The organism is Cobetia sp. QF-1, from assembly GCF_002213105.1.
In the GTDB taxonomy this organism is placed as follows: domain Bacteria; phylum Pseudomonadota; class Gammaproteobacteria; order Pseudomonadales; family Halomonadaceae; genus Cobetia; species Cobetia crustatorum.
In genome coordinates this window covers 1-25980 of sequence record NZ_NBVS01000001.1, presented here as the reverse complement: position 1 = coordinate 25980, position 25980 = coordinate 1, and the positions used below count along the sequence as shown (strand labels likewise).

24 protein-coding genes and 1 pseudogene are annotated in these 25980 nt (G+C 55.4%); 18 read left to right on the top strand and 7 right to left on the bottom strand.

Annotated elements, in window-relative coordinates:
• Positions 1–89: 89 nt before the first annotated feature.
• The 7 genes from fhuF (at position 90) to CFN46_RS00090 (ending at position 8616) form a co-directional block, all read left to right on the top strand.
• Positions 90–968 carry a siderophore-iron reductase FhuF gene (fhuF, locus tag CFN46_RS00120; RefSeq protein ID WP_024953230.1) on the top strand — a complete coding sequence of 293 codons (879 nt, stop codon included), beginning with the start codon at positions 90–92 and terminating at the stop codon, positions 966–968.
• Positions 969–1067: 99 nt separating this feature from the next.
• Entirely contained in the window at positions 1068–2234 is a 1167-nt protein-coding gene (rlmF, locus tag CFN46_RS00115; RefSeq protein ID WP_024953229.1) for a 23S rRNA (adenine(1618)-N(6))-methyltransferase RlmF, read from the top strand.
• A 233-nt stretch (positions 2235–2467) separates the two neighbouring features.
• Complete coding sequence (locus tag CFN46_RS00110) at positions 2468–3391, top strand: glycosyltransferase family 2 protein (protein ID WP_254918366.1); 924 nt, start codon at positions 2468–2470, stop codon at positions 3389–3391.
• Positions 3391–3729 carry a lipid-A-disaccharide synthase N-terminal domain-containing protein gene (locus tag CFN46_RS00105; RefSeq protein ID WP_024953227.1) on the top strand — a complete coding sequence of 113 codons (339 nt, stop codon included), beginning with the start codon at positions 3391–3393 and terminating at the stop codon, positions 3727–3729. Before CFN46_RS00110 ends, CFN46_RS00105 begins: the two co-directional genes overlap by 1 nt.
• Positions 3726–5576, top strand: a complete 1851-nt coding sequence (locus tag CFN46_RS00100) for a glycosyltransferase family 39 protein (protein WP_088742389.1) — start codon at positions 3726–3728, stop codon at positions 5574–5576. The genes CFN46_RS00105 and CFN46_RS00100 overlap by 4 nt, the downstream gene beginning before the upstream one ends.
• Positions 5573–7507 (top strand): glycosyltransferase family 39 protein, encoded by a 1935-nt coding sequence (locus CFN46_RS00095; RefSeq protein WP_088742388.1) that lies wholly within the window; start codon positions 5573–5575, stop codon positions 7505–7507. Before CFN46_RS00100 ends, CFN46_RS00095 begins: the two co-directional genes overlap by 4 nt.
• A complete protein-coding gene (locus CFN46_RS00090) occupies positions 7504–8616 on the top strand; it encodes an SDR family NAD(P)-dependent oxidoreductase (RefSeq protein ID WP_088742387.1) in 1113 nt (370 codons plus the stop codon). The genes CFN46_RS00095 and CFN46_RS00090 overlap by 4 nt, the downstream gene beginning before the upstream one ends.
• Before the next feature lie 137 nt (positions 8617–8753).
• Here CFN46_RS00090 and CFN46_RS00085 read toward each other — a convergent pair whose 3' ends face one another.
• Both CFN46_RS00085 and CFN46_RS00080 read right to left on the bottom strand, forming a co-directional pair.
• Positions 8754–9917: an NADH:flavin oxidoreductase gene (locus CFN46_RS00085; protein ID WP_088742386.1), complete on the bottom strand. Its 1164-nt coding sequence runs from the start codon at positions 9915–9917 to the stop codon at positions 8754–8756.
• 395 nt (positions 9918–10312) lie between these two features.
• A complete protein-coding gene (locus tag CFN46_RS00080; RefSeq protein WP_088742385.1) occupies positions 10313–10765 on the bottom strand; it encodes a hypothetical protein in 453 nt (150 codons plus the stop codon).
• 280 nt (positions 10766–11045) lie between these two features.
• On the opposite strand from CFN46_RS00080, the gene CFN46_RS00075 reads away from it, so the two are divergent.
• Positions 11046–11477, top strand: a complete 432-nt coding sequence (locus CFN46_RS00075; protein ID WP_024953221.1) for an OsmC family protein — start codon at positions 11046–11048, stop codon at positions 11475–11477.
• Positions 11478–11562: 85 nt separating this feature from the next.
• Here the strand turns inward: CFN46_RS00075 and CFN46_RS00070 are convergent, their stop codons facing one another.
• From CFN46_RS00070 to CFN46_RS00055, 4 genes are read right to left on the bottom strand one after another with little or no spacing between them, the layout of a single operon-like run.
• On the bottom strand, positions 11563–12624 hold the full coding sequence (locus CFN46_RS00070; protein ID WP_088742384.1) for a YihY/virulence factor BrkB family protein: 1062 nt from the start codon (positions 12622–12624) through the stop codon (positions 11563–11565).
• Between the two features lies 1 nt (position 12625).
• Positions 12626–13627, bottom strand: coding sequence for a DMT family transporter (locus CFN46_RS00065; RefSeq protein WP_088742383.1), 1002 nt, complete (start codon positions 13625–13627; stop codon positions 12626–12628).
• Entirely contained in the window at positions 13614–14615 is a 1002-nt protein-coding gene (gene rarD, locus CFN46_RS00060; protein WP_088742382.1) for an EamA family transporter RarD, read from the bottom strand. The genes CFN46_RS00065 and rarD overlap by 14 nt, the downstream gene beginning before the upstream one ends.
• On the bottom strand, positions 14615–14965 hold the full coding sequence (locus CFN46_RS00055; protein ID WP_176426381.1) for a DUF1904 family protein: 351 nt from the start codon (positions 14963–14965) through the stop codon (positions 14615–14617). The genes rarD and CFN46_RS00055 overlap by 1 nt, the downstream gene beginning before the upstream one ends.
• 324 nt (positions 14966–15289) lie before the next feature.
• Here CFN46_RS00055 and CFN46_RS00050 point away from each other — a divergent pair, with 324 nt between their 5' ends.
• The 3 genes from CFN46_RS00050 (at position 15290) to CFN46_RS00040 (ending at position 18175) form a co-directional block, all read left to right on the top strand.
• Positions 15290–16210 (top strand): nitrilase family protein, encoded by a 921-nt coding sequence (locus tag CFN46_RS00050; protein ID WP_024953218.1) that lies wholly within the window; start codon positions 15290–15292, stop codon positions 16208–16210.
• Positions 16210–16911: a pseudouridine synthase gene (locus tag CFN46_RS00045; protein WP_088742380.1), complete on the top strand. Its 702-nt coding sequence runs from the start codon at positions 16210–16212 to the stop codon at positions 16909–16911. The genes CFN46_RS00050 and CFN46_RS00045 overlap by 1 nt, the downstream gene beginning before the upstream one ends.
• Positions 16912–17185: 274 nt before the next feature.
• Positions 17186–18175: an ABC transporter substrate-binding protein gene (locus CFN46_RS00040; RefSeq protein ID WP_246116584.1), complete on the top strand. Its 990-nt coding sequence runs from the start codon at positions 17186–17188 to the stop codon at positions 18173–18175.
• A gap of 474 nt (positions 18176–18649) precedes the next feature.
• Here CFN46_RS00040 and CFN46_RS00035 read toward each other — a convergent pair whose 3' ends face one another.
• On the bottom strand, positions 18650–19003 hold the full coding sequence (locus CFN46_RS00035) for a hypothetical protein (RefSeq protein WP_246116585.1): 354 nt from the start codon (positions 19001–19003) through the stop codon (positions 18650–18652).
• A 632-nt stretch (positions 19004–19635) separates the two neighbouring features.
• On the opposite strand from CFN46_RS00035, the gene CFN46_RS00030 reads away from it, so the two are divergent.
• The 7 genes and pseudogenes from CFN46_RS00030 to CFN46_RS00005 all read left to right on the top strand — a co-directional run.
• Positions 19636–22023: a DNA/RNA helicase domain-containing protein gene (locus tag CFN46_RS00030; protein WP_088742379.1), complete on the top strand. Its 2388-nt coding sequence runs from the start codon at positions 19636–19638 to the stop codon at positions 22021–22023.
• Between the two features lie 110 nt (positions 22024–22133).
• Positions 22134–22451: a nucleotide pyrophosphohydrolase gene (locus CFN46_RS00025; RefSeq protein ID WP_088742378.1), complete on the top strand. Its 318-nt coding sequence runs from the start codon at positions 22134–22136 to the stop codon at positions 22449–22451.
• A gap of 444 nt (positions 22452–22895) precedes the next feature.
• The gene (locus CFN46_RS00020; protein WP_088742377.1) at positions 22896–23780 is read left to right on the top strand and encodes a hypothetical protein; all 885 of its coding nucleotides are present in this window, start codon (positions 22896–22898) and stop codon (positions 23778–23780) included.
• Positions 23773–24903: a hypothetical protein gene (locus CFN46_RS00015; protein WP_141103606.1), complete on the top strand. Its 1131-nt coding sequence runs from the start codon at positions 23773–23775 to the stop codon at positions 24901–24903. Before CFN46_RS00020 ends, CFN46_RS00015 begins: the two co-directional genes overlap by 8 nt.
• A gap of 179 nt (positions 24904–25082) precedes the next feature.
• A complete protein-coding gene (locus tag CFN46_RS17825) occupies positions 25083–25214 on the top strand; it encodes a helix-turn-helix domain-containing protein (protein ID WP_369597138.1) in 132 nt (43 codons plus the stop codon).
• Positions 25195–25548 (top strand): annotated as a pseudogene (locus tag CFN46_RS00010) (IS30 family transposase); the annotation flags it as partial. The gene CFN46_RS17825 and the pseudogene CFN46_RS00010, both read left to right, overlap by 20 nt.
• Positions 25549–25680: 132 nt before the next feature.
• Positions 25681–25980 (top strand): ISAs1 family transposase (locus tag CFN46_RS00005; RefSeq protein WP_254918389.1); only part of this gene is annotated, 300 nt, incomplete at its 3' end.

The following is a 25980-nucleotide window of genomic DNA, read 5'->3' as shown; positions in this document are numbered from 1 at the left end:
TTCCATCAGGTGATTTTAATATGCAAATGCTAATAGTTTTCGTTAAGATGTGAGGCAACGTCCGTCTCTTCACGTCTGCGAGCCCCCCGATGATCGACGCGCTTTCTCCACTCTACTCCGGCCCTCTGGCGGCCTATCGTGATCTCATCACGTCTTGCGCTCGCGTACAGGCGGATGAAGCACAGTCTCTGGACGGATTGATTCCTGCGCGCGAAGTGCTGAGCCCCGGTTGGCTTTCGGCCTGTATCGCTGCACATGGCATGCAGTACGAGGGGCAGCAGGGCGCGGAGGCGCCGGATGAACGCGCACTGCTATCACAGTGGTCGAAATATCTGTTGTCCTCGATGGTGTCGTTGCCACTGGCTGCAAATTTACTGTTGGATCATCAGCTACCGCTGGAGCTTCGCCATCTGTCCTTGCGTTTGGGGGACAACGGCGTCGTCACTCAGCTGGTACTGGACGATGCTGCCGGCCAGGGCGAAAGCCTCACACCAGCCATCATGGCGGCGGGAATTGATGAGCTTGCCATGCTGGAAGCGCGCTTTGGGCATTATCTCGCTCAGCTTGAGGCCGTCATTGCACGGCTAGTGCCGCACACCTCATTGGGGGCCAAGGTGTTCTGGAGTAACGCAGCCCATTACTTCGTGTATGTTGTCGGGATGATGGAAGAGCAGGGCTGGGCGCAGCAGGCAGCACCGGCCCGTCAGTTGATGGCGACCCGTGTGCTGGCGGATGGCCGTCGCAATCCGCTTTATCAGCCAGTCAGTACCGTCATGGACCGGCATGGCGAGCGGCACACGCCGCGCAAGGTCTGCTGCGTACGTTATCGCATCGAGTGCCTCGGATACTGCGGTAACTGCCCCTTGTCGATCGAACGTCCCATCGCCAGCCGTAGCGCTGCACGTCGTACGGATACCGCCCAGGGCAAGCCCGGGCGTGCTTTGATGATCTGCAGCGATCTCTCTTGAGCCACATCCTTGAGTCACCCCTGATTTTATTGAACCGAGCGATGGCAATGGCTGGCTCTGGTAATATGGCCGGCCATTGCCATCGCTCGGAATCCTGTCATGCGCTCGCCCCCCCGTCGTTCTCCCACTACTTCTGCTACTGATCATTCTGGTGTTCAGCCCGCAAAGTCTGGTGATGGCTCATCACAAGCGCGCAAGCAGACAGCAATCAAGGGAAAGCAGGCTGTCGTGAAAGGCGAGCTACACCCACGTAATCCGCATCGTGGACGCTATGACATGGCCGCGCTTGTCAGCGCCAGCCCGGCGTTGGCTCCCTTCGTTATCCAGACGCCAGCAGGCAGTGACTCGATCAGTTTCTCTGATCCACTCGCAGTCAAGGCGCTCAATCGCGCCTTGTTGGCTCACTATTACGACATCGCGCACTGGGATATTCCGGCGGGCTATCTGTGTCCACCGATTCCCGGCCGTGCTGATTATCTGCATTACCTGACAGACCTGCTGGTTGAAGCTAATGCTGGCATATTGCCTGAGGGTGGGCGGGTCAAGGCGCTGGATATTGGTGTCGGTGCCAATGTCATCTATCCGCTGCTGGGGAATCGCAGCTTTGGCTGGCAGATGGTCGGCAGTGATGTCAGTGTGCAAGCCATCGAGTCAGCACGTCAGACCGTGAGCGCCAATCCTCTTGTGCATGGCCAGATTGAACTGCGCCTGCAGGCGAATCAACAGCGCCACTTCACGGGTATCTGGGCGCAAGATGAGCGCTTCGATCTTGTGTTGTGCAATCCGCCATTCCACGCCAGCGAAGCTGATATGGCGCGTGAGGCCGAGCGTAAGTGGCGTGGTCTGGACAAGTCACGCCAACAGCGAGGCGCAAAAGGGAGTAAGCGTGGTCAACGTGGGCGCGCAAACACTGATCGCCACGCCTCTCGGAGCGTCTCTCCGGGCGCGGCACCAGCGCTCAACTTTGCCGGTCAGGCTGCCGAGCTGTGGTGTCCAGGCGGCGAGGAGGCCTTTGTCACACGCATGATAGAGGAGAGCTGTGGCTTCTCTCGACAGTGTCTGTGGTTCAGCTCGCTGGTAGCACATTCGGCCAGCTTGCCCGCGATCAAACGAGCTCTGGCGAACAGTGGCGCGAGTGAGGTGAAAGTGATCGAGATGTCTCAAGGGCAGAAAATAAGCCGTTTCGTCGCCTGGAGCTTTCATTCCTTGGCTCAGCGTCGCGAGTGGGCAGCTGAGCACTGGCAGAAAGAGAGTGCGCATGGCTGAAAGACAAGCCAGGTAAGCGCTGTCCGTCATTCTCTGTGATATTAACGTTCGCTATATATAAAACGCCCTGTCGGTGATTCCGACGGGGCGTTTTATATTGCCATGAAGATGAACCATCGTCGGTGGAGAATTATCGAAGGCTGAGTTCAATGTCATCCAGTGCACATTTAATTTTGTCTTAATGCCAAGACCTCACAGTAGCCACTCACGCATCAGGGAGTCTCTGTCGTCACATGAATCCATCTACCGCACCCACCATGGCCTGCCCCCGCCATACGTCGTCTGACGACGACTCTCTGAATGGTGGCATTTCAGTATTGATTCCAGGGCGCGATGAGCGTGACAACCTGCCGAGACTGGTTGCTGAAGTGCACGCTGCACTGGCAGGCAAGCGTTACGAGATCATCGTGATCGACGATGGTTCCAGCGATGACAGCTGGCGTTGGCTCAAGGATGCGGCGCTTGATGACTCGCGCCTGCGCCCCTTTCATCATGACACCAGCTTCGGGCAGAGCACCTCAGTGTGGCAGGCCGCACGGCTGGCGCGTGGTGAGTGGCTTGCCACGCTGGATGGTGACGGTCAGAACGATCCGGCCGATCTGCCCGATATGCTGAGCCTGGCGAGCCTTGAAGGGCTGGACCTGGTTGCAGGGCACCGTACCGAGCGCCGCGATGACGCCATCAAGCGCATATCGTCGCGTCTTGCCAATGCCATCCGCCAGTCACTGCTGCATGACGACACGCCCGATACCGGCTGCGGCATCAAGGTGATTCGTCGCGAAGTCTTCCTGCGCCTGCCGTACTTCGATCACATGCATCGCTTTTTGCCGGCCCTGGTGCGTGCACAGGGGGGGCAGGTGCAGTCACTGCCGGTACGTCATCGTGAGCGTGTAGCCGGTGTCTCCAAGTACGGATTCTTTGATCGCCTATGGGTCGGTATCAGCGACATTGTTGGCGTGATGTGGCTAGTACGCCGCTCGCAGCTGCCGTCGCCTTTGCAGAACACGTCAGGCCACGCAGCCTCCGAGGCGCTTGGTCCTGTGCGTGGCATCATGCCAGGTAACGCTGAAGACCTTGCTGACGCTGAAGCTGCGGCCCCCACAGAGACTGACATGGCTGCAGATGGCCTGACGCTTCATCAGTCAGGGGCGAATTAATGGACGTCAATCCATGGTGGGTCGCGATTGGTTTTGCAGGCCAGGCACTATTTTCAGCGCGCTTCATCATTCAGTGGCTCGCGAGTGAAAAGGCACGCCGCTCCATCGTGCCACGTGCCTTCTGGTGGTTCTCGCTGGCGGGCGGCATGACCTTGCTGGCCTATGCCATCCATCGTGAAGATCCGGTGTTCATCGCAGGGCAGGGCGCAGGGCTATTCATCTACCTGCGCAACCTGAGCCTGATCAATCGTGATCGCAAGACTCAGCAAGAGACTGACCAACAAGAGACCAGTCAGCACAAGGATGACGCCGTACAACACAAGGACGGCGCGGCATGAGGGCGCAGGGGCAGACAGCACCCTCCCGCGAGGTATCTGAGCGTCTCTATCATCAGCTGATGCGTCATCCGTGGTGGAGCCTCACGTTGCTCTACCTGCTGGTTTCGACGATTGGACTCGGCATGCGGATGCCGTGGCCAGCAGATGAGCCCCGCTTTGCGCTCAATGGGCTCGAGATGTGGGTGACCGGCGATTGGTGGTTGCCGCATCGTGCCGGTGAACTGTATCCCGACAAGCCGCCTATTTTCATGTGGCTGAGTGGTTTGGCGACAGGGCTCACCGGCGATATCCGCCTTGGCTTTGCGTTGCCATCATTGCTTGGTGGGCTTGCGACGCTCGGGCTGAGCGTGGATCTCATCCGGCGTCTGCACGGTCGTCGTAGTGCTTTTATCGCCGGGTTGTGGCTGATCGCCTCACTGCAGTTCGTGTTGCAGGCGCGTACCGCGCAGATCGATATGCTGGTCACTGCCTTCATCCTGCTCGGCACCTGGGGCATGTTGCGTCATGCGCTGCTGAATGATGGCCCGCGCTATTTCTATCTGGGCTGCTTCGCGATGGGGCTGGGCATTATCACCAAGGGCGTCGGTTTCTTGCCGTTGTTGATGCTGCCGCTGTGGCTAATGACGATGCGTCGCTCATCACGCTGGCGTAGTGGCGGGCAGCGTACTGGGCGGTTATCACCGCGCCAGTTGCTGATCGGACTGGGGTGGCTGCTGCTTGCACCGTTGGCTTGGGCAGGGCCAATGCTGGTGATGTCATTGATCTCTTCCAATCCTGAACTTGCGGCCTACCGCGACAATATTCTTCTCAAGCAGACTGCCCAGCGTTATACCGAAAGTTGGCATCACCTCAAGCCGTGGCACTACTTCATCACCAGCGTGATTCCCTGGGCATGGATGCCATTGCTGCTGACATTGCCGTGGTGGCCAAAGGCACTTCTACGTCGCTTTGCACGACGTGACTTGCGGGTCTTGCTGCCGTTGACGGGGGCACTGCTGATTGTCGTGTTCTTCTCGCTATCGCCAGGCAAGCGTGGTGTGTACGTGCTGCCCGCCTTGCCATTGCTGGTCATCGGCCTGTCGCCGTTGCTGCCGGGACTGTCACGCCGCCTTGGCCTCGCTCGACTGGCCTTTGGTCTGTGTGCCTTGTTGTCGAGCATCTTCTTGCTGGCGGCGATTCTCGGTGTCTTCGGGCTACCTGCTCTGACGCATCTTGCCGAGAAGGAAGGGCTGGTGCCGTGGGGCTGGTGGGGATTGCTGGGGGCAAGCGGCCTGGCACTTTGTGTAGGACTCAAGCCGCGCGGTGGATTGCTCGCACTGGGCTTGTGGCTAGTGATGTTCTGGGGGCTATGGGGCACTTGGGGCGCACGTCTGATGGACCCGGTACGCAACCCGGCCGTGCTGATGTCGCAGGTGGCTGAGCAGAGTCACTTCGAAGCGCTGGCCATCCCGGACTTCCGCGAGCAGTACATCTTGCAGGCTCAGCAGCCGGTGTGGCACTTCGGCTACAAGACGCCGGACGCTGCTCAGTTTGCTCGGCTGTTTGCCTGGCTAAAGGCCGAGCCTGAGACACGCTGGACCCTGCTGACGCCGAAGGTACTCGCGCGCAATGCTTGTCTCGATGCGACCCAAGCGGTAGTGCTCAGCGAGCCGGATGAGCACTGGGCGCTGTTGCCCGGTACCGCCGCAATGGCATGCCTGGGAGATGTTGAGGCAGCGCCGCTGTATCTGGCACCGACCTCCGTCTCGGATGAAGCCGCGCGCTTGATCGGGTTGCCAGCACGACATTCAACACGTGCTCGAACCCAGCCCTCAAGTCAGACGCAAGTGCAGGAGCGTGATCAATGAAGCGTCATGAGCAGACACGCGATGCTGGCTCGGCACCGCTGTCGTCATCTACCTCCTCTTCATCCATTTCTCATGCTGCCGAGTCACGTCCCACAAGAAGTGTCTGGGTTGGATTGGGAGGGATTGTCGAGAATGAGCGGCTGTCATGGGCATTGTGGTTAGTGTTGTTGATAGCCGGTGTACTGGCGCGACCTTATCTACCGATCGATGAGACACGTTACGTCTCGGTAGCGTGGGAGATGTGGCACAACGGTCAGTGGTTTGTCTCGACCATGAACGGCACACCCTATGCCGACAAGCCGGTGCTGTTGTTCTGGCTGATTCACGCTGGCTGGGCGCTGTTTGGCGTCAATGACTGGTGGCCGAAGTTGGTGATGCCGCTGGTCAGTCTGCTGGGTATCTGGCAACTGGGCCGAATGGCACGCACCTTGTGGCCGATAGCATTGAACCAGCAAGTGCCTACAGGCGAAGCACTGGCGAGCCGCGAACAGTGGATACGGCTATCGCGTTGGACTTTGGCGGGCTGCCTGATGTGGATGCTCTACAGCCAGGCACTGATGTTCGATGTACTACTGACGAGTTGTCTGCTTGGAGCGCTACGCCCGTGGTGTTCACCGCAGGGTGACGTGTCAATGGCACGTCGCGATGTGCTGGAAAGCGGGCTATGGCTGGGATTGGCCTTGCTCGCCAAGGGGCCGGTCGCACTGCTGTGGTTCGTATTGGTGGTTGGCAGTCGACCCTGGTGGGCGCAGGCACCCGCGCGGCAAGTGCTGGCGGTTGAATGGCGTGGCTGGCTGGGCAGTCTGCTGCTGGGGCTGGGCGTGCTGTGTCTATGGTTGGTGCCTGCCGTGCTTGATGGCCCTGCCAGTTATGTGCAGGACTTGCTGTGGGGGCAGACGGCGAATCGTGTCATGGAGGCGCAAGATCATGCGCGTCCGCTGTGGTGGTATCTGCCTTGGCTCGCGCTGTTGATCTTTCCTTTCAGTTTGCGCCCGCGTCTGCTGGTAGAGGGGTTGCTGTCCTCTATTTCGCAGCGTCCGGATCATGAGCACCCACTGTTACGCATGTGTCGCGTCTGGAGTCTTGCTGGGTTGGCCGTGTTCTCACTGATCTCCGGCAAGCAGATTCATTATCTGATGCCGCTACTGGTGCCGATGAGTTTGCTGATGGCATGGGCTGCGCTGCGCCAGCCGGCTGCACGTACCTCGCTGAGGCTGTTGGCGATGCTGTGTGGTGCGCTTGCTGCCTCAAGTCTGGTGTTGGGCGTACTGGTCATGCCGGCATTGACATTGCTGCCAGCTGACTCAGCGCTGGTGGCGTCAACTTCTGGCAGTCTGGCCTGCGTGTTGGCGGGCGGACTGCTGATGTTGCTGATGCTGTGGTTATGGCCGTGGCACGAGGCAGAAGCAGTATCACTGGCAATACAGCTGAATGCTCAGCGACGGCTAGTGCTGGGAAGTCTGCTGCTGGTGACCTGCCTGCTGACACTGACACTGCGTCCGCTATGGCCGCGCTTGGATCAAGGCTTATTGGCGCAGTGGGTGAATGCACGTCAGCAAGCGGGGCAGCAGGTGGCAGTCGTGGCCAATGACTATCAGGCGACGTATCAGTTTCTAGGCCGGCTGACCCAGCCTCTGGATACCGTGAGCCGTAGTCCACAGCAATTGAGTGACTGGCAGCACGCGCATCCCGATGGCTGGCTATTGATTGATGCTGCCAAGTGTCTGGCGCTGGATGGCTCATCGTTTCAGGGGAGAGACCCTCTCCTCGGCATGCAGTCCTGGTGCCAGACACACACTGCCGGTAGCGTCGCTATCGGAAGTTCTTCACCACTCGACAGCACGCCGGTCTTTCATCAAGGACGTCATCAGCTGATCGCCATTCCTGCACAGGCGTTGGGCTCGCGGTTACACGACAAGGAGGGAGCATGAAGATATTGATTACCGGTGCCGCCGGCTTTATCGGGGCTGCGTTGTGTGAGCGTCTGCTGGAAGAAGGCGTGCATGTCGTGGGAGTCGACAATCTCAATCCCTATTACCCGCTGGCGCTGAAAAGCCATCGTTTGACTCGATTGGAAGCATTGGCAGGCAAGCCGAACCAATCGGAGATGACGGGCAGCTTTCGCTTCGTGAAGATGGATCTCACCGAGCGCGACGCCCTGATGCAACTGATGCAGGACGAACGCTTCGATGTGGTCGTCAATCTCGCGGCACAGGCGGGCGTGCGTCACTCCATCAGCCAGCCACATGATTATGTGGATAGCAATCTAGTCGGCTTCGTCAATCTCCTGGAAGCTTGTCGTGCTGCGCGTCCGTGTCATCTGCTATATGCCTCCAGTAGCTCTGTCTATGGCGACGATGCCCGTCAGCCATTGACGGAAGAGCAGGCGGGTGCGAAGCCATTATCACTCTACGCGGCCACCAAGCGCGCCAATGAATTGATGGCGTATAGCTATGCACATCTCTATGGCTTGCCAGTCACTGGATTACGTTTCTTTACCGTCTATGGCGCGCGTGGCCGGCCTGATATGGCGCCGTTACGATTTGCACGCAAGCTGATGGCGGGTGAGGCGATCGATGTCTATAACCACGGCCAGATGGCACGTGATTTCACGCATATCAGCGATATCGTCGAAGGCATTCGGTGCTTGATAGATCTGCCGCCACCTCGTGAGGTGGATGCGGCGCCCTCACGTGTATTGAATGTCGGCCGCGGCGAGCCCATCGCGCTGAGGGACTTCATCAGTGGGCTAGAGGATGCATTGGGGCTTAAAGCACGCAAACGGTGGCTGCCGATGCAGGCAGGTGATGTTGAGCGTACTTGGGCGGATACCACGGCGCTCGAGGCATTGAGCGGATTTCGCCCTCATGTCAGCTTAAGAGATGGATTAGCGGAGCTGGCTGACTGGGCGCGTGCTTATCCAGAGCTACTGGCGGAGGAGTCGACGGACGCCGCGATTCCCGATCCTGTTCATCGGCCAATAAGTGGCATGTTGGCTTTTACGGCTGATGTGACGCTGGATGCGCGAGTGATGATCTAGGCTATCACTGTCATTGTCAGACCTCTTGGCCCTACGCCCAAACGCACTGCGGCCCGTCAAATAATGACGGGCCGCAGTGCGTTTGGGGTATCAGGTGTCAAGTGCTGAACGTTGAGTGCTGTGGGCGTGAACGAGGCTCAGCAGCGACCCTCGCAATTGGCGGGCTTGTCATTGGCAATACGCCAATCTTCTTCATTCGCCAGCGTCGCCAGCGGTGACAGCATGGCGAAGTCGAACGACGTGAGGGGGGTGCCACGCTTGAGTCGCTTGGGCCAGTCATGATTCGCCAGTGCTGAGCGACCAACCGCGACCAGGTCTGCCTGTGCCAGTACGGCATCAGCTTTCTCTTGGCTGTCAGTGCCCCCATTGGCGATCAGCGTGACATTGGCGTGTTGTGCCTCTCGCACCTGTGCCGCCAAGGCGGTCAGGCTGAGTTGGCGGTCTGCCTCATCTTCAGCCTCAGGGAAGGCCGGGGCCTGTACATCGCCGCTGGTCAGGTGCAGGAAGTCCAGCCCGCTCTCCATCAGGTATGCCAAGCGTTGGCGGGCAGCATCCGGGCCGCCTTGCCACTGAAGTCCAGGTTCGGTCACGGTGCCTTGTGACAGACGCATGCCGATTGGGAAGTCCTCACCGACGGCTTCACGTACGCTGCGGATGACGGCCAGCGGGAAGGCAAGGCGTGCGAGAGCATCCCCCCCCCATGCATCGTCGCGCTGGTTGAAGCGATAGCTGATGAATTGGTGAATCAGGTAACCATTGGCACCGTGAAGCTCGATACCATCAAAGCCTGCCTCCTTGGCCAGTCGTGCACTGGTGGCAAAGCCGGCAATCGCCTCGTGAATCTCTTGCTCACTGATCTCCCGCGCCAGCGGGAAAAGGCCCGAGCCGCCGTAGAAACTCAGCATCTCTCCACTGGCACGGCACTCGGAGGGGGCGACGACCTCATCCTTGAAGCGGTTGTGCTGAGTCTGGGCACCAGCGTGCATCAGCTGAGCAATGATACGTCCCTCCTGTTGATGGACGGCATCGACTACGCAGCGCCAGCTCACCTGTTGTGTCTGATTGGCCAGCCCTGGCTGATTGGCATAGCCCTGACTGAACGCCTCATCGGTATACAGGCCTTCAGTGATCAACAGTGAAAACTGGCCGCGTGCGAAGTCACGGTAGTAATCCACCATGTCGTGATGCACCTGGCCGTTATCTTGTGCGCTGGTGCGTGTCATGGGAGCAAGAACTGCCCGGTTGCCCAGCTCATGTCCTGCGAAGGAAAGAGGGCTGAATAATGAAGTCGTGTCTGTCATCGGTGCTTCTCCCGCGGAGCGAGCTCCGCTGTCATATGGCCACTCACCACTAGCGTGCTGAAAGAGGTAAAGTCTGACGCAGTGGCGGTGCTTTGAGTGAATGATCAACAGATCATCTGCATATCGTTATCCTGCCTGCCGACCTTGGGTGTCACAAGCCGGAAACATGGAAGGAGAGTGTTGTCGTTTCGACAACCAGTCACGCTATTTGACTGAAATATAATGATATTTTCTTGATTTATTCATGGTTTCTGCATGTTGCGGCAACGCAGTACTGTTTTACTGGCACAGTCAATAAGCACCGCATGAACGACACGTGCCCCACAGCGACAGGCTGCGGGGCACGTGAGGGTGTTCTCTGTCCTCGAAATGGCTATGACTGGCCTGACAGAGACTTACTTGCCATTGCAGTGGCTGGACTGCTTGCTGCCTGAAGGAGAGCACCCGAACCAGTTTTCGGTGGGCTTGGCTTGCCCCGTCGTGGCGTGGCGTCCGCCTTCGCTACCGACCTTGCCGCCAGATAAGCTCTTCTGCACCTGACGCTTGGCCTTGTCTTTGGCCTGCTGGCTGGCGATGGGCTGAGAGTCCTGCTGATAACGCGCACCGTTGTCGCTTTTCTTGTCAGCCGTGCGATTGGAATTGCTGCCAGTGGGCAAGCCTTGAGAAGAATGCTGGCTAGCGGCGGTACCGCTGATACCAGCGCTGGTGTCCATGCTGTCTGCAGCATTGGCCGATGATAGCGGCAATGCCAGGCATCCCAAGACCAACAATGTGGAACTGAGCAGGCGTTGTGCAGGCTTGTGAGTCGGCGAGTGTACTGCTGCAAGAGGAGAAATCTTGTGAGGCATGTCTGGAGCTCCTGACGGATCAGGCTGCCCGGATATATGCTTGAGGCAGCCCCGCTGGTGGGGCGGAGGGTAAGTCTTCGGATAACGCAATTCTGCGTTGCTATATAAGTGTTATCGGGGCAGATGACGCGATTTCAACTCTTGGTCAGCTGTCAGCCATCTTTTGATGCTTCGTGACTCACTCATTTCGGCAGTGGCCTTGAAGTCACTCTCCTTCGGGACAATGTCCTTGGTACAGGGCAATCGCCCTTCGGACTTTATTCAAGGTAAGGAGACATGCATGACGATCAAGAAAACCGGTTCCGCGCATTGGGAAGGTAGCGTCAAGCAAGGCAAGGGTACCGTCAGCACGCAGAGCAAAGCGTTGCAAGCCCAGCCATATGGCTTCAATACACGCTTTGAAGAGGGGGCTGGCACCAATCCCGAAGAGCTGATCGGCGCAGCACATGCCAGCTGTTTCTCGATGGCGCTATCGATGATGTTGGGCGAGGCTGGGGTAGAGCCAACCTCAATCGACACGACTGCCACCGTACATCTGGATAAGGATGACAGTGGATTCAGCGTCACGCATATCGCGCTGGAAACGAAAGCCAGCGTGCCGGGGATCAGCGAGTCAGACTTCCAGTCGGTAGCTGAAAAGGCCAAGGCCGGTTGCCCGATCTCCAAGCTATTCACTGCTGAAATCAGCCTGACAGCGACGCTCACGAAGTAACTGCTGGTTCATGGTTGGTTGATGCAGATAGATATGCTCAGCGCCAAAAAGCCGCCCCTTGGGGGCGGCTTTTTGCGTGAGTGAGTCATGAACTGTGCTGATCATTCTTGTCAGGCGGGATGGTGCTCGATACGTCCCTTGAGCTCTCGCCTTGCTCTATCTCATCCTCGGCAATCTCGCCGGTATGCTGCATCGCGTTGCGGCGTGACTGCAGGCGCGTCAGCGGTGTGCGGTTCGGTGTGCGGTACCAGCGGATATTCTCGCGTGAGCACTGCTCCAGCTCGGCGATGACCTGTGCCCCCAACAACAGGATGATGGCGCCGATTTCCAGCCCAAGCAGCAGCACGATCAGTGTGGCGAGGGAGCCGTAAACAGCGCCGACAAAGGAGAGGTGGGTGAAGTACCAGCTCAGCGCTAGTCGTGTCAGTTCCCACAAGGTTGCTGCTACCAGACCACCGACCAGTGCGCGACGCGTCGAGACACGAGTCTGGGGCAGAATCTTGTAGATGGCGCTGAACAGGCCAAACATGCCGACAATACTAATCACATAGATCACCTCGCTACCGGCATCGCCTAATGTCACTTCAATGCCGGTGAGTAGCGTCAGCGCATCATTCATGGCCGATGCCAGCGCCACCAATAGTGTCAGTGCCAACAGGCCAGCGCCTAGCACCATCACGAAGGCGTAGGGCAGTAGCGCGGAGATCCAGGCACTGCGCTTACGAATCACCGGGTGCTGATGGAATATCAGTGCGATGGCATCTTCCAGCATGCGGAAAGCCAGTCCGGCGAAGAATAACAGCCCACCCATGCCCACCCAGCCGATCACCTCGCGGTTGTCGAGCAGCTTACGTACCGCATCGAGCAAGGTATCTTCCTGTCCCGGGCCGAGGTGCTGCACTTGAATGGCAATGATGCTCATCAAGCGCGACTCATCGACCAGATGGGTCAGCAGCACACAAATCACGGCAAACAGTGGCACGCTGGACAGCAGGATGTTGTAGCCGACACCGCCGGCCAGGAGCACACCGCGATTTGCGATGAACTGGCCAAGTATTCGCCAGGCGAACGCGATCAACCGTGGCAGAAAGCGCAGCAGGCGTGCACCAAGGGTGTCGGGTGCTGTCTCGGGTACAGCGTCTTTCATTTCAGCGTCCTCCTTCGCGGGACAGGCTGACCGCTGAGGTACTCGGTGCGGCGATGACGGCGTCTTCATCCGAGACCTGATCAGTGCGTGAATCTTGCGAAATCCATACTCCAGCGAGTACCAGGCTGGCGGCGACCATCTGTATTGGCGTAAACGTTTCGCCTAGCACCATGAAGGCCTGTACGGCGGCGAACAGCGGTAGCAGGTTGACGAAGGCCGAGGCCTGATTGGCCGGTACTCGGCTGATTGCCCAGTTGAAGAGTCCGTAGGCGCCGAGGCTGACGGCGATACCCAGATAGAGCACTGCCCATAGGCTTTCGTTGCCGAGCAGGCCGCCAGGCAGCGCGCTCAGTGACGCTGGCCAGTGGCTGGGAAAGAGTATCAGGCCGGTGCCGAAGAACAATGTCCCCGCGAGCGCTTGCCAAGCCGTGATGAACCACGCTGAGACCCGCGAAGTGAGATGCTTGACCAGCAATGTATAGGCGGTCGCGGCCATCATGGCCGCCAGTTCCAGCAGATTACCCATCAGTGGCGCGGGGGCATGATGATTGCTCTCGCCCGACAGTGATAGCCACAACGCCCCTATCACGGCGAGTACGAAGCCTAGCGATGTGCGCCGCGAGATACGCTCACGTAGAAAGGCCCAGGCGCCTACGGCGACCATCAACGGCAGCAGAGCAGAGATCATGCCGGCTTGGCTTGCGGAGGTACGTTCCAGCGCTAGCGCCTCGAAGACGAAATACAGGCAGGGTTCAAACAACACCAGAATGATCAGCCAGCGTATATCGCGCCCGGTCAGGCGTTTTCGAGGACGAATCCAGCGCCACAAGGGTACGAAACAAGCCAGCGCAATGGCCATGCGGGCAAAAATCACGAAGAGCGGGTCGAGATCCACGAAGGCAATCTTGAGCGCAACAAAGGAAGACCCCCAGAGCCACATCGCGACCAGCAGGGCGAGCGTAGCGCGCCGGTCTCGACTTCCTGACAACTCATGGCCGGACATCGGAGCGCTCCTGCTGAGCTATTTCGTCTCGCTCGGCCCGCCGCCGTCGACCACTGGCGCGGTGCTCCAGCAAGGTTGAGGCGGAATACAGTGCCAGCCCGGACCAGATCAGCACAAAGGTGATCAGCATGGATGCGCTCAGAGCCTCCTGGAAAACCAGCAGTGCGATGACGAATTGCATCGACGGATTGATGTACATCAGAAAGCCGACGGTGGCGAGGCGCAGGCGACGTGCAGCGCCCGCGAAGGCGAGCAAGGGCAGCGCCGTGAGTACGCCACTGGATATCATCAGCACACTGGCGGGCAGCTCGAGCGGCCCGATGTCGGTGGCCAGAAAGTGTGATTCCCCCGCGCGCCACAGGCCGCCGATCAGCAGAAGAGCGAGGGGGGCAAGCATCAACGTCTCGACGAACAGCCCCGAGAGACCATCTAGCGCAACGCGCTTTCTAAGCAGACCATAGGTGCCGAAGGACAGCGCCAGTGACAGCGTGATCCAAGGCAGTTCTGTCAGTCCGATGAGCTGCAGGCTCAACCCCAGCGCAGCCAACCCCAGTGCTATCGCTTGCAGACGCGTCAGACGCTCCTTCAGGAACAGCATGCCGAGCGCCACGTTGACCAGTGGTGTGAGGAAATAGCCGAGACTTGCCTGTAGCACCTCATGTTGCTCCACCGCGTAGATATAGATGCCCCAGTTGGCGGCGATCAATAGCGAACATACCAAGCCAGGCCACAATTGGCGCGGCTTGGCTAGCGCGGCACGGATGGGTGCCCAACGCCGCAGTAGGCTGATCAGTACCACCAGAAATAGGCAGCTCCAGACGATACGGTGCAGCAGCACCTCCCAGGCGGGAATGCCGGAAAACAGCGCGAAGTAGAGGGGGAAGCATCCCCACATCACATAGGCGGTCAGGCCAAAGCCGACGCCCTTGAGCTCCTCACTACGAGCCTGCTGTGGCGCTGTGGCGAGTGTTGGCGATGGCTTGTTCATTACACCTCGCCTGATGTATCGCGGCCCAGCGACTGGCTGGCGATATAATAGTTAGAGGGGCTGAGCGCGATGAAGAAGGTTTCTGCCTCGGGGTAGCCAGCTTTGCGCATGGCCTGATCAATCGCTGTCGCGCAGGCATCACGGGTAGCCTGCCCACGCTCGAACCACAACACCTCAACAAAGGGGAAGGCATCGACTGTTTCGCCATCGAAGACATATTGGGTAGCCACGCATTCCAGGGTGAACTCGTCGCGTGCCGTCGTGGTCGTCTCGCTCAATTGATCAATCAGTACGCGCGAGACAGGGGCAAGACGTGCAGGCGTGACGCCGTGGAAGCGAAGCTGTGGCATGTGAATCTCCTGAAATGGCGCGGTGTTTGTTGTCCGTCGAGGCTCAGCAGAGCTCATGTCCAATATATCATTAGCTTCTGATGCTCACACCCGCGCGACGGCGCCTGTCAGCCTCCGATGAGCTCCTCCAGAGATACTGAAGCGACGACCATCAAGCGTCTCGATCAGCCCCTGGGGAGTGATAGGCAGTCGATGGTGTATTGCCACTCACATCTGGCGGCCACAGACGGTAGAATGAGCGCATTCAAGGCCAGTGCTGCGGGGGGTATAATGACTTGCATGATGACCCGCAGGCACCGTACGTGATCAGGGGGCAGCATGATAATGACGACACAACCACATGCAGAGCAGCTGCAAACGTCAGCCACACCGGCTACACAGCGTCTACGTGTAAGCTTGGTGCAGGCTGATCTTCGCTGGGAAGACCCTGCAGAAAACTGCCGCCTGTTGAGCGAGCAGTTGGATGCTGCGGGTCTTGTTGCAAGTGCTGTCGCCGGGCCCGAAGGTCACAACGCCGTGACCGACCTGATCGTGCTGCCAGAGATGTTTGCGACCGGCTTCACCATGAACTCACGCCAGATGGCCGAGCCCATGGCGACCAGCAGTAGCGTTGCCTGGCTCAAGCAGCAAGCCGTCACTCGTGGCTGCGTGATGACCGGCAGTGTTGCCATTCTCGACGGTGAGGAATGCTATAACCGCATGCTATGGGCGACGCCAGATGGACAGGTGACGCACTACGACAAGCGTCATCTATTCCGCATGGCGGGTGAACACGAACGCTATGGCATGGGGCATGAGCGTGTGATCGTTGAGCTTGGAGGTTTCCGCATTCAGCTCTCGGTCTGCTATGACCTGCGTTTCCCGACCTGGCTGCGTCAACGGCCAGTGATTGGCGGTGTCAGTGAGGCAGAAGCGGCGACCGATAGTGCCTTCGAATATGACTTGCTGCTGTGCGTGGCCAACTGGCCCGGCGTGCGACGGCACCCATGGCGCACCCTGCTTCAGGCGCGCGCCATCGAGAATCTGGCCTACGTGGTGGGCGTCAACCGAGTGGGTGACGACGCTAATGGGCTGCATTATACCGGCGATTCCATGGTCTGCGATTTCAAGGGCGAGCCCATCCTCGACCCTGTGCCAGACCAGCCTTTCATCGAGACCGTGACGCTTGAACGCGCGGCGCTCGACGAGTTTCGTACCAAGTTTCCGGCGTGGATGGACGCCGATCATTTCATTTTGGAGGCCTGATGCGCCTGGACAAATTCCTTACCGAAACCACGGATCTCAGCCGCAGCGACGCCAAGAAAGTCGTGCACCGCGGCGATGTCACTGTGGATGGTGGGGTGGTCAAGAACACCGCGAGCGCTATCAAGGACGGTATGCGTGTCGAATGGAACGGCGAACACCTCGAGTTGATGGGGCTGCGCTATCTGATGCTTTACAAGCCGGCTAATGTTGAATGCACCACCAAGCCGGGCCTCTACGAGCGAGCACATGATCTGATCGATCTACCCAACGTTGATCGTCTGAGCATCGTCGGGCGCTTGGATGTCGACACCACCGGTTTGGTGTTGATGACAGATGATGGCCAGTGGAATCACCGTGTCACCTCGCCCAAGAAGGCGTGTGCCAAACGCTATCGTGTAACCTTGGCGCGCCCGCTGGAAGGTGATGAGCTGACCAGCGCTGTGGCCGATTTTGAGCACGGCCTGATGCTGGATGGTGAGGAAAAGCCGACCCGTCCCGCGCGTCTCGAGATGGAAACGGCCACCGTCGGTCTGTTGTGGATCACCGAAGGCCGTTATCACCAGGTCAAGCGCATGTTCGCGGCGATCGGCAATCACGTCGAAGCGCTGCACCGTGAAGCGATTGGGGATCTGGAGCTGGACCCTGATCTGGAACCGGGTGAATGTCGCTTCCTGCGTCCTGAGGAAGTGGCCAGCTTCTGATGTGTTGCGCGTCCAGGTAGTCGCTGAAAGACATGACCGACACCCCCGTTATCTCTGACCGGATAGCGGGGGTGTCTGCGTTTGTGGCGGATGAGAATGACAGGTGTCGCGTTGGCAAATCTCGCTGGCAAGGGGGAGAGGTGGGTTGTGCCACCGCAAAGAAACCACATAAGGTGGAATGACTTGTTCGTTCTTACATTCGTTCTCACCGCCACTTGCATGAGATCGCTTCTGTCGCACGGCTTTTATAAAAACAATTGAGGACATACTCATCATGTCGATCCCACTACACACATCCCGCCGCCCGAATGCGCTGCCGCTACGTACGCTAATGACGGGAAGCGGTCTTTTACTGGCAACGCTTGCCGCGCCCGTCAGTGCGGCGGAGGATGCCAGTGTCGTCTTCTCGGCTCCGCCTTGGCCTGGCGTGACCATGAAAACGGAAATTGCTTCAGAAGTGCTGGAGGCACTCGGCTATTCTGCTCGCACGCGTCAACTAGGCGCACAGATCACCTACGAAGGCATGTCGTTGGGTGAAGTGGATGCCTTCCTGGCAGCTTGGCTGCCGGGGCAGAGCAGTATGTACAAGGCCGCGATGGACAAGAAGACATTGGTGGATCTGGGGAATAACGTCGAAGGCGCGCGACTCAGCTTTGCTGTGCCGGGCTATGTCGCTGCTGCTGGCGTGACCTCCAACGAAGACTTGGACAAGCCGGAATTTGCCGATAAATTCGACAAGACGATCTACTCCATCGAGATTGGCTCGGGCTCCAGTGAGATCGTCAACAAGATCGTTGATGAAGACGCTTACGGACTGGGCGATTGGGACCTCAAGGAATCCTCTACGCCGGGCATGCTGGCGTCGGTTGCCAATGCGACCAAGCACAAGGAGTGGATTCTCTTCGTCGGCTGGACACCGCACTGGATGAATATCGAATATGACATGGTCTTCCTCGATGATCCGAAGGATGTCTGGGGGCCGGGTGGTGGCGCCAGTGACGTCAAGACGCTCGCCAACAAGGTGTGGTCTGAAGCGCACCCCAATGCCACGCGCTTCCTTGATCAGTTGGCGTTCAGCTCTGATGATCAGAGCGCGCTAATCTACGGCTATGGCAAGGAAGAGAAAGCGCAGGAAGACGTCGCGGGTGAATGGATGAAAGCCAACCCGGCCAAGGTCAAGGGCTGGCTTGACGGCGTGACCACGCGTGACGGCGAACCTGCCTGGCCTGCGGTGCAGGAAGCGCTGGGTCTACCGGATGCCTAATAGAGATGACAGCGTTGCGGTAATGGCGTTGATCAGGATCTGCTCCGCCCTCTGATCCAGGGAATTGCCGCAAGACTCTGGATATATGACCCTCGCCAAAGCCCGCTTTCGTAGCGGGCTTTTTCATGCCTTGGATATATCGGGTGCCAAGCGAGGAAAAGATCTCTAATTCACGCCATGCAAACTTTGCAGGGACACACAGGACAAGGGCGTGGTCGAGCACTTTGCCGCCATATCACCATTGTCCTGAGACTGGCCAGTCGCCTTTAGATCGCCGGTGATGACAGGTATGCGGCACCACTAGGTATCTGCCTGTCAGATACGCCGAGCATGATCAACATGTCGCTGAACGTATCTGATAGGCCTGCCTGGAGGTAGAGGGAGGGCTGTCTGGCGAAGCGTGACTAATAAGTTGCGCCTGGAGGGCTAGAGTGCAGGGTAGGCCATGGCTGATGTGCGGGTATTGCCCTGACTTCAGGACAGGCGACGCGAGTTGGCTGCCGTACGTTTATGGAGCGGCTTGATGAACTGTGTGCCGGTCGTCCACCACGGCACGACCTTGCCACCTGACATCGCGTTCATCCACGACTTCTGCATCACGAACCACATCTCCCAGCTGGCGGCGATCTTCTCCGACACCATCTTCTGGTTCTCGGCGATCATCTTCGGATCCAGCGGCGACTGCGTCCCCCACAACTGCGTGCGCGACATGATGGTCGACATCGCCGTCGACCACATCTCCACCGACGTCGTTCCCAGCTTCCAGACATCGAACATCGCAGCAGGTGTCGTCGGGACCAACTCAGACCAGGCAGGTTGTTGAGTCATTGTGCTCTCCACGTAAAGGAACCTCATGACAGTCTTACGCCTGTTGATGCTGCAGTGCAACATTAGTTTTTTATATCCCTGAATGTGAGCGTGAAACAGACCCCCCCCTCGATTATCACCACTTTCTATATAAATCAGTAAGTTATCGATAGGGTGGGCCAGAAAAAACGGAATTTTCCGGGCCTGGGCGGAAATTTCCCATGGGTCTGGGAAAAGTGGATTTTTGGAATTGTCGGCAATGTCATACGTAAGCGTATGAATTTCGTGAAGCTCGGTATCAGTTCAATGAGACAAGGCACGTAAGCGTTGGCGAATGGCGCGGAAAATTCCGGCGTGAAGCAGGGCGCGATAGAGGGGAGGGTGCAGCGAGGTGCGCTGATTATCGAGTCTGGTGTCTCGTTAATGCGACGCAGAGTGTCGCACTGAACTAACGATTGCTTCTCTCGCATGTCTCGACTCGGCTATTATTAGGTTTCTTGAAATTTCCTATATTCAAATATGCATTTCTCGCCAAGGCAGGACGCCATGGTGGAAGACCATGAGACGGAGCTCGCCCCAGAGGTAAGCGCCGTGCGGTAGCCGTGTGATGGCATGAGAATCGATGCACACCACAGAGAGGAGCCCCAGCGGGCATGCTGGTTTACAACGCTACCAAACAGCAGTTCATTGATGACGTCCGGGCCAATGTCATCGCTGACGCCATTGAGAATGAGGTGTCACGCAAACTAAGCCGCAATTCGCCGCGTAATGAGGTGGCCTCCTGGGAGAACTCCTTGCGCTTCATGATGAGCGTTCTCCTCGACGAGGGGATACCCGCTTCGGCAGGGGTGGCCATCGAATACAACATTCCGCTGACCAATCGCCGAGTGGATTTCATTCTGACCGGCAAGAATGACCAGCGTGAGGACTCTGCAGTCATCATTGAATTGAAGCAGTGGCAGACCGCTGAGGTCACGACCAAAGATGCCATCGTTCGCACTCAGTTAGGGGGCGGTGTACGGGAGACCAACCATCCCTCCTATCAAGCCTGGTCCTATGGTGCGCTGATCGAGGACTACAACGAGACTGTCCGCTCTGAGTCGATCCGGCTGGTGCCTTGTGCCTATCTGCACAACATGAAGCAAGGCAATGCCATCAATGATCCCTTCTATGCGAACCATACTGGCCGCGCTCCTGTCTTCATCTCACCGGATGCCTTGAAGCTCTCCAGGTTTCTGAGCCAGCACATCAAGTACGGCGACAGTAGCGACATCATGTATCGCATCGAGCACGGTGTGATCAAGCCGAGCAAGAATCTAGCGGATGCGCTCAGCTCGATGATGCAAGGCAATGCTGAATTCTTAATGATCGATGAGCAGAAGCTTGTCTATGAAACCGCCGTGGATCTCGCTCACAAGGCAAGCAATGGCAAGAAGCAGTGCCTGATCGTGAAGGGCGGGCCGGGGACGGGCAAGTCAGTTGTGGCCATCAACTTACTCGTTGAGCTGACGAACCGGGAGATGATGACGCAGTACGTCTCGCGTAACCTGGCTCCGAGGGAAGTCTTCAAGAAGAAACTGACCGGCACGCGCAAGAAGACCCATATCGACAACCTGTTCAAAGGGTCTGGTAGCTACATCGATATCGAGCCGGATACCTTTCATGCACTGATCGTGGATGAAGCTCACCGCCTGAACGAAAAGACGGGGATGTTCAAAAAAGGCGACAACCAGCCACGCGAGATCATCACAGCATCACGCCTGTCAGTCTTCTTCGTTGATGAGGCTCAGCGTGTCACGCTGAAGGACGTGGGCACGGTTGAGGAAATTCGACGGCGTGCGGCTGAGTGCGACGCCGAGGTGCATGAGCTCGAGCTCTCCTCACAGTTTCGTTGCAATGGTTCAGATGGCTATCTCGCCTGGTTGGATCATTCCCTGCAGATACGGACGACCGCCAACACCGATCTCGACGATATCGATTACGAGTTCAAGGTATTCGATGATCCGAGCGAATTGCGCAAGGCGATTCTCGAGAAGAACCGCAAAGCCAACAAGGCACGGATGGTAGCGGGATATTGCTGGCCCTGGGCGAGCAAGAAAGACAAGCACGCCATGGACATCGTCTTCCCCGAGTATGGCTTCGCTGCCCAGTGGAACCTCGATGGCGATGGCATGCTGTGGGCGATCGCCGATGGATCAGCAGAGCAGGTAGGTTGCATCCATACCTGCCAAGGCCTCGAGTTTGATTACGTCGGTGTCATCATCGGAGACGACTTCATGATTCGGGATGGCCGCGTGGTGACAGACGCCGCCAAACGGGCGGGGCAGGATACCTCGGTGCATGGGTACAAGAAGATGTTCAAGGAACAACCAGAGCATGCCCGTGCCGTGGCGGATCAGATCATCAAGAACACCTATCGTACGCTGATGACGCGGGGCCAGAAGGGCTGTTACGTCTATGCCACGGACCCTGAGACCCGTGAGTACTTCGCGGCCTTCGCTCGCTCACAGGCAGCCACCGAGCATACTGATCTGGCTGAAGAGGCCGAGACGCTAGATGGCTTGCACCTTCCCATCGTGACGCGTAATCAGGCCGCGCCGTTCGAGCGCCATGTGCCCGTATACGATTTGAGTATCGCAGCGGGCGGGTTCAGCGAGATGCAGATCGCCGACGCCGAGCACTGGGTCGAGTTGCCAGACTTCATGCGAGTAAGTCCAGACCTGTTCGTCAGCCGGGTAGTGGGGGAGTCGATGAACCGGCGCATCCCCAACGGCGCCTGGTGCCTGTTCCGTTCTAACCCCGGCGGCACCCGGCAAGGCAAGGTCGTCGTGGTTCAGCATCGCGCCATCGAGGACCCGGACCACGGCGGCAGCTTCACGGTGAAGCTGTACCAGAGCAAGAAGGTCGAGGAGTATGGCGAGTTCGTGAACCAGCGCATCGTGCTGAAGCCCCAGACCAACGCTTTCGGTTACAAGGATATCGTGCTCGAGGATGAGCTCGAAGACCTGAAGGTCGTCGGCGAATTCCTCTCGGTGCTGTAAGCGAGCGGGAGGCGGTTGGCCGTCTACCTATGGCGACGCTAGCTGGATAGCGAGTGGCAGAACCGTCATGCTAGTCGCTATCCAATACCTCAATATCAGGTGAGTTCGAGATGTCAGACCCGTTCAAGCAGCTTCACGATGCGATGGAAGAGTTCTCCGCCGAACGTGACTGGGACCAGTTCCATTCCCCCAAGAATCTGGCCATGGCACTGACGGTGGAGGCAGCAGAGCTGCAGGAGTGTTTCCAGTGGCTGACCGAGGCGCAGTCCAAGGGGCTGGATGAGCAGCAACTGAACGCCGTTCGCGATGAAATTGCCGATGTTCAGCTCTACCTGATCCGGCTGGCGGGCAAGCTGGACGTGGATATTGAAGCGGCATGCCAGGCGAAGATGGAGAAGAATAAGGAGAAGTATCCTATCGGAGAGTGAGAAAAGGCACTAAGCCATAAATGTTAATATTAATTAACCACGTTGCGCTACATGTTTTCTATATTTACGAATTCCAAGTAAGGAATGCTCGTAATTATAAGAATTTATAACGCTTTTAATTACCTCGTTTTGTCATTGAAAGCAAGTTCTCATGTTCAGTAAATAATAGTTTCTATTGCGTGTGATTTTGAATAACTGTCTCTTGTATTAATTGTAGTAAGAGGGAGGGGATGGGATTGATGACAATAGAATAGATAATAATGATCCTCTGCCAATCTCTATGGGTTAAGGATTGTTCCAATGTCTTGAGTACTTTTGCCATTGGCTTGTAGTGGTAGGTCTAATAGACTGAGTTATTTTACTCAAGATATAATCAATCAGACGGAACCAACAATTAGCTAAAATCTTATTGGGTAGGTTACTATTGTAAAGTGAGGTCTGTATATGAAGAAAATATCTTTTAAAGCGTATAAGAAAATAATGGGGGTTGTTTGTGATTGTAATGGTGATATTGATGAATTAAAATGGCATAAAATTACTATTAATAGATCGGACCTGATTATTCATATTAATAGGTACAATGAAGAAGTGCAAAAGAAGAAAAATTGGCACTTGCCTTTGACTATAGCGTTAACTTTAGCTATTGCAGAATTAACTACAAGTTTTGTCGATGTAATTGAAGTACCATTAACAGGGTATAGCATTAGTACTCCAGTAGGTATGCAAACAATTTTACATTTATCATTATTTTTATCAATTTTTTGGACCGTAGTGGCACTGTTAAGATCAGTAATAGCTGGTAATCCGCTTGAAGAATTACTATTCAGTATTAATGGGTCTATTATCAATAGACCGGACAGGACTGCAATATTTATTGTTAAAAAAGAAGATGAGGATGGGATGAAACTTTTAGTGGAGTACAAGCGTTCTTGGAACTGTTATTTTTTGCCGTACGTTAAGCAACATAGCTTAATACCTTATGCTAGTGATAAAAAAGAAGGGTTAGTTAAAGCTATCTCTGATAAGTTATTAGTTAACTCAGATAATATAAAAGTTGAGCTTATGCAAGATTTCAATTTTAGCTCTGAGAAATTTGATCCTCCGCAAAAAGTTGTGAAAGAATATTATTTTGAGATTTTTCATTTAATGATGAAGGAAAGTACATATCTCGACGATAATTTTGAGGTTGGTGATAGAAGTTACTGCTGGAAGACATTAAATGAACTAGAGGAACACTTAGAGACAAAGCAAAGGAATAAAGATGTTTTGAATCATTTGAGAGATAATTACAACGAATTAATTGTTAAGGTTAATCAGTATCATGCATGACAATATTTTAGATATTATTTGGAATATAAGTTTAATTTGTCCATGGGATTGTGAATTTTGCTGTACTGATGCCGTCCATGTGAAATCAATGAATGGTGAGATTATTGCAAAAGAGCACTCTCTACGTAGTGTTCATTCGGTTGATAAGCAACTGATTGAAATTTTTCAATCTAAATACCCTGATATAAATCCAACTAAATATGATCTTGCATTACTAGATAGGCAATTGTTAGGTAAAGAGCCTACCTACGAAGAGAAAGTATCAATACTACAACATCTTAAAGGGTATGAAGTAAAAATTGATTTTGCCGGCGGCGATCCTTTAGCATGCTATGAAAATTTTCTAATAATAAAAAAAGCCTCGGAGATTTTCGGGAAAGAATCGATATCAATAACTAGTACGGGGGTTTTTATCAAGCGTTATGGTATTGAAGAAGTAGCAAGTATAATAGGTGAGTACGAGTTTACTTATGATCAAGCACCTTTAGGAACTCAGGGTTTTAGGCCGGCAGGCTATAATTTTTCAAATTTAAAACTGGCCTCTGAATTTGCCACACTAGGCATTCGTACAAAAGCACAGCTCCCTCTCCATTCACAGAACTTTAGTAAAGATAATGCGCAAGCTATTTATTCGGAATTATGTAAGCACAATATCGATGAAGTGTTAATAATGCGGCTCTTCCCGGTAGGGCGTGGCCAGGGTAATTTAATGAATAGCTATATAAGCAAAGATAAGCTAATATTAGGTATACAAAACTATAAGGCTTTAAGTAGAGAGGAGGGGACTAAGGTTAGATTGCAGTGTGCTTTACGGCACTTACTAGATGTATCAGATAGCAATCCTTGTGATCTTATGCAAGGATCTTACGGTATTAATTTTTCTGGAAAATTGCTAATAAGTGCTTGGGCGAATAATTCTATGGGTAGACCTCTTAGTGAGGATTTCGTGTTAGGTGATCTTAAAAAAGAATATTTTAAGCATATCAGCGAAACTGAAAAATTTAAAAGATACACTGAAAGGTTGGACGAAAACTTTGGGCATTGTAAAGTTTTTGCATATCTAGCTTCTAAAAACAAAAACGAAGATGCAATATTCAGTAATTTAGATCCTATCTATGTATAGGTTTGATGAATAACGTTTGGTTTATTATGCCAATATTTCCGCACGGATGTTGTACAAGAGAGTTAAAGTGCGGCTGCAGACAATTATTTAAAATATTTCGACTATAATAAATAAGTTTACATAAATTTGCCGCAGTTTCTGAGTGCAACACATGAGTTTTCTTGCAAGGTATTGCACTCATGTCATACTCAGTACTCAGCGTTACTAATCGTGCCACTATCCAGTTTTGCCTTTCTCAAGGCTTAAGCCTTCGAGCCATTGCTCGATGTCTGAGTCACTCCCCTACACTATATTCACCTTCGTTCGCCTGAGGTGGACAAGTGCGAGATGCCTGGGCATTGGGAAGGCGATTTAATCAAGGGCAAAGGCAATGCCTCAGCGGTGGCACTCTTGTAGGGCTCAGTAGCGGATACTTGATACTGGCAAAGATGCATGATGTGACTGCGACCTCAGCCGTAGAGGGTTTTAGTGCTACACTGAACAGGATGCCATTGGCAGCACGAAAGACTCTGACCTATGACCAAGGGCGGGAGGTGGCCAGACATGCCGCTATAACGCAAAATACCAGCGTCGCCATCTACTTCTGTGATCCTCATAGTCCTTGGTAAAGACGCAGCAATGCGAATATTAATGGGGCTGATTCGCTAGTATCTCCCCAAGCGAACGGATCTGTCACCAGGGAAAATGCATGAAAAACCGCTCTACGACGGGCCTCGTAGCGCTTTACCAAAAGGACCTCATGTGGTCATTTATCAGCTTTCGCTCATGGATGATCCGATGCTGACACCGTCTCTTATGCACCATTTATCGATTGTTCCCGACTTCCGCCAGGCGTGGAAAGTGCAGCATCAGCTGTCGGATATCTTGTTTCTGATCGTCTGTGCGGTGATCTGTGGTGCAGAAGGTTGGGATGAAATCGAAGATTTTGGCCACGCGAAGTTGGACTTTCTTCGCCAGTACGGCGATTTTGAGGCTGGCGTGCCGAGTCACGATACCTTGGCCAGGGTGATGGCCCTGGTGAATGCTGAGCAGCTGCAAACTGCATTCGCTGAGTGGATGAAAAGTTGCCATGACGTG

Excerpts from the sequence above, each read along its gene's own strand:
- fhuF (WP_024953230.1), top strand. The coding sequence starts at position 90 with ATGATCGACGCGCTTTCTCCACTCTACTCCGGCCCTCTGGCGGCCTAT.
- rlmF (WP_024953229.1), top strand. The coding sequence starts at position 1,068 with ATGCGCTCGCCCCCCCGTCGTTCTCCCACTACTTCTGCTACTGATCAT.
- CFN46_RS00110 (WP_254918366.1), top strand. The coding sequence starts at position 2,468 with ATGAATCCATCTACCGCACCCACCATGGCCTGCCCCCGCCATACGTCG.
- CFN46_RS00105 (WP_024953227.1), top strand. The coding sequence starts at position 3,391 with ATGGACGTCAATCCATGGTGGGTCGCGATTGGTTTTGCAGGCCAGGCA.
- CFN46_RS00100 (WP_088742389.1), top strand. The coding sequence starts at position 3,726 with ATGAGGGCGCAGGGGCAGACAGCACCCTCCCGCGAGGTATCTGAGCGT.
- CFN46_RS00095 (WP_088742388.1), top strand. The coding sequence starts at position 5,573 with ATGAAGCGTCATGAGCAGACACGCGATGCTGGCTCGGCACCGCTGTCG.
- CFN46_RS00090 (WP_088742387.1), top strand. The coding sequence starts at position 7,504 with ATGAAGATATTGATTACCGGTGCCGCCGGCTTTATCGGGGCTGCGTTG.
- CFN46_RS00085 (WP_088742386.1), bottom strand. The coding sequence starts at position 9,917 with ATGACAGACACGACTTCATTATTCAGCCCTCTTTCCTTCGCAGGACAT.
- CFN46_RS00080 (WP_088742385.1), bottom strand. The coding sequence starts at position 10,765 with ATGCCTCACAAGATTTCTCCTCTTGCAGCAGTACACTCGCCGACTCAC.
- CFN46_RS00075 (WP_024953221.1), top strand. The coding sequence starts at position 11,046 with ATGACGATCAAGAAAACCGGTTCCGCGCATTGGGAAGGTAGCGTCAAG.
- CFN46_RS00070 (WP_088742384.1), bottom strand. The coding sequence starts at position 12,624 with ATGAAAGACGCTGTACCCGAGACAGCACCCGACACCCTTGGTGCACGC.
- CFN46_RS00065 (WP_088742383.1), bottom strand. The coding sequence starts at position 13,627 with ATGTCCGGCCATGAGTTGTCAGGAAGTCGAGACCGGCGCGCTACGCTC.
- rarD (WP_088742382.1), bottom strand. The coding sequence starts at position 14,615 with ATGAACAAGCCATCGCCAACACTCGCCACAGCGCCACAGCAGGCTCGT.
- CFN46_RS00055 (WP_176426381.1), bottom strand. The coding sequence starts at position 14,965 with ATGCCACAGCTTCGCTTCCACGGCGTCACGCCTGCACGTCTTGCCCCT.
- CFN46_RS00050 (WP_024953218.1), top strand. The coding sequence starts at position 15,290 with ATGACGACACAACCACATGCAGAGCAGCTGCAAACGTCAGCCACACCG.
- CFN46_RS00045 (WP_088742380.1), top strand. The coding sequence starts at position 16,210 with ATGCGCCTGGACAAATTCCTTACCGAAACCACGGATCTCAGCCGCAGC.
- CFN46_RS00040 (WP_246116584.1), top strand. The coding sequence starts at position 17,186 with ATGTCGATCCCACTACACACATCCCGCCGCCCGAATGCGCTGCCGCTA.
- CFN46_RS00035 (WP_246116585.1), bottom strand. The coding sequence starts at position 19,003 with ATGACTCAACAACCTGCCTGGTCTGAGTTGGTCCCGACGACACCTGCT.
- CFN46_RS00030 (WP_088742379.1), top strand. The coding sequence starts at position 19,636 with ATGCTGGTTTACAACGCTACCAAACAGCAGTTCATTGATGACGTCCGG.
- CFN46_RS00025 (WP_088742378.1), top strand. The coding sequence starts at position 22,134 with ATGTCAGACCCGTTCAAGCAGCTTCACGATGCGATGGAAGAGTTCTCC.
- CFN46_RS00020 (WP_088742377.1), top strand. The coding sequence starts at position 22,896 with ATGAAGAAAATATCTTTTAAAGCGTATAAGAAAATAATGGGGGTTGTT.
- CFN46_RS00015 (WP_141103606.1), top strand. The coding sequence starts at position 23,773 with ATGCATGACAATATTTTAGATATTATTTGGAATATAAGTTTAATTTGT.
- CFN46_RS17825 (WP_369597138.1), top strand. The coding sequence starts at position 25,083 with ATGTCATACTCAGTACTCAGCGTTACTAATCGTGCCACTATCCAGTTT.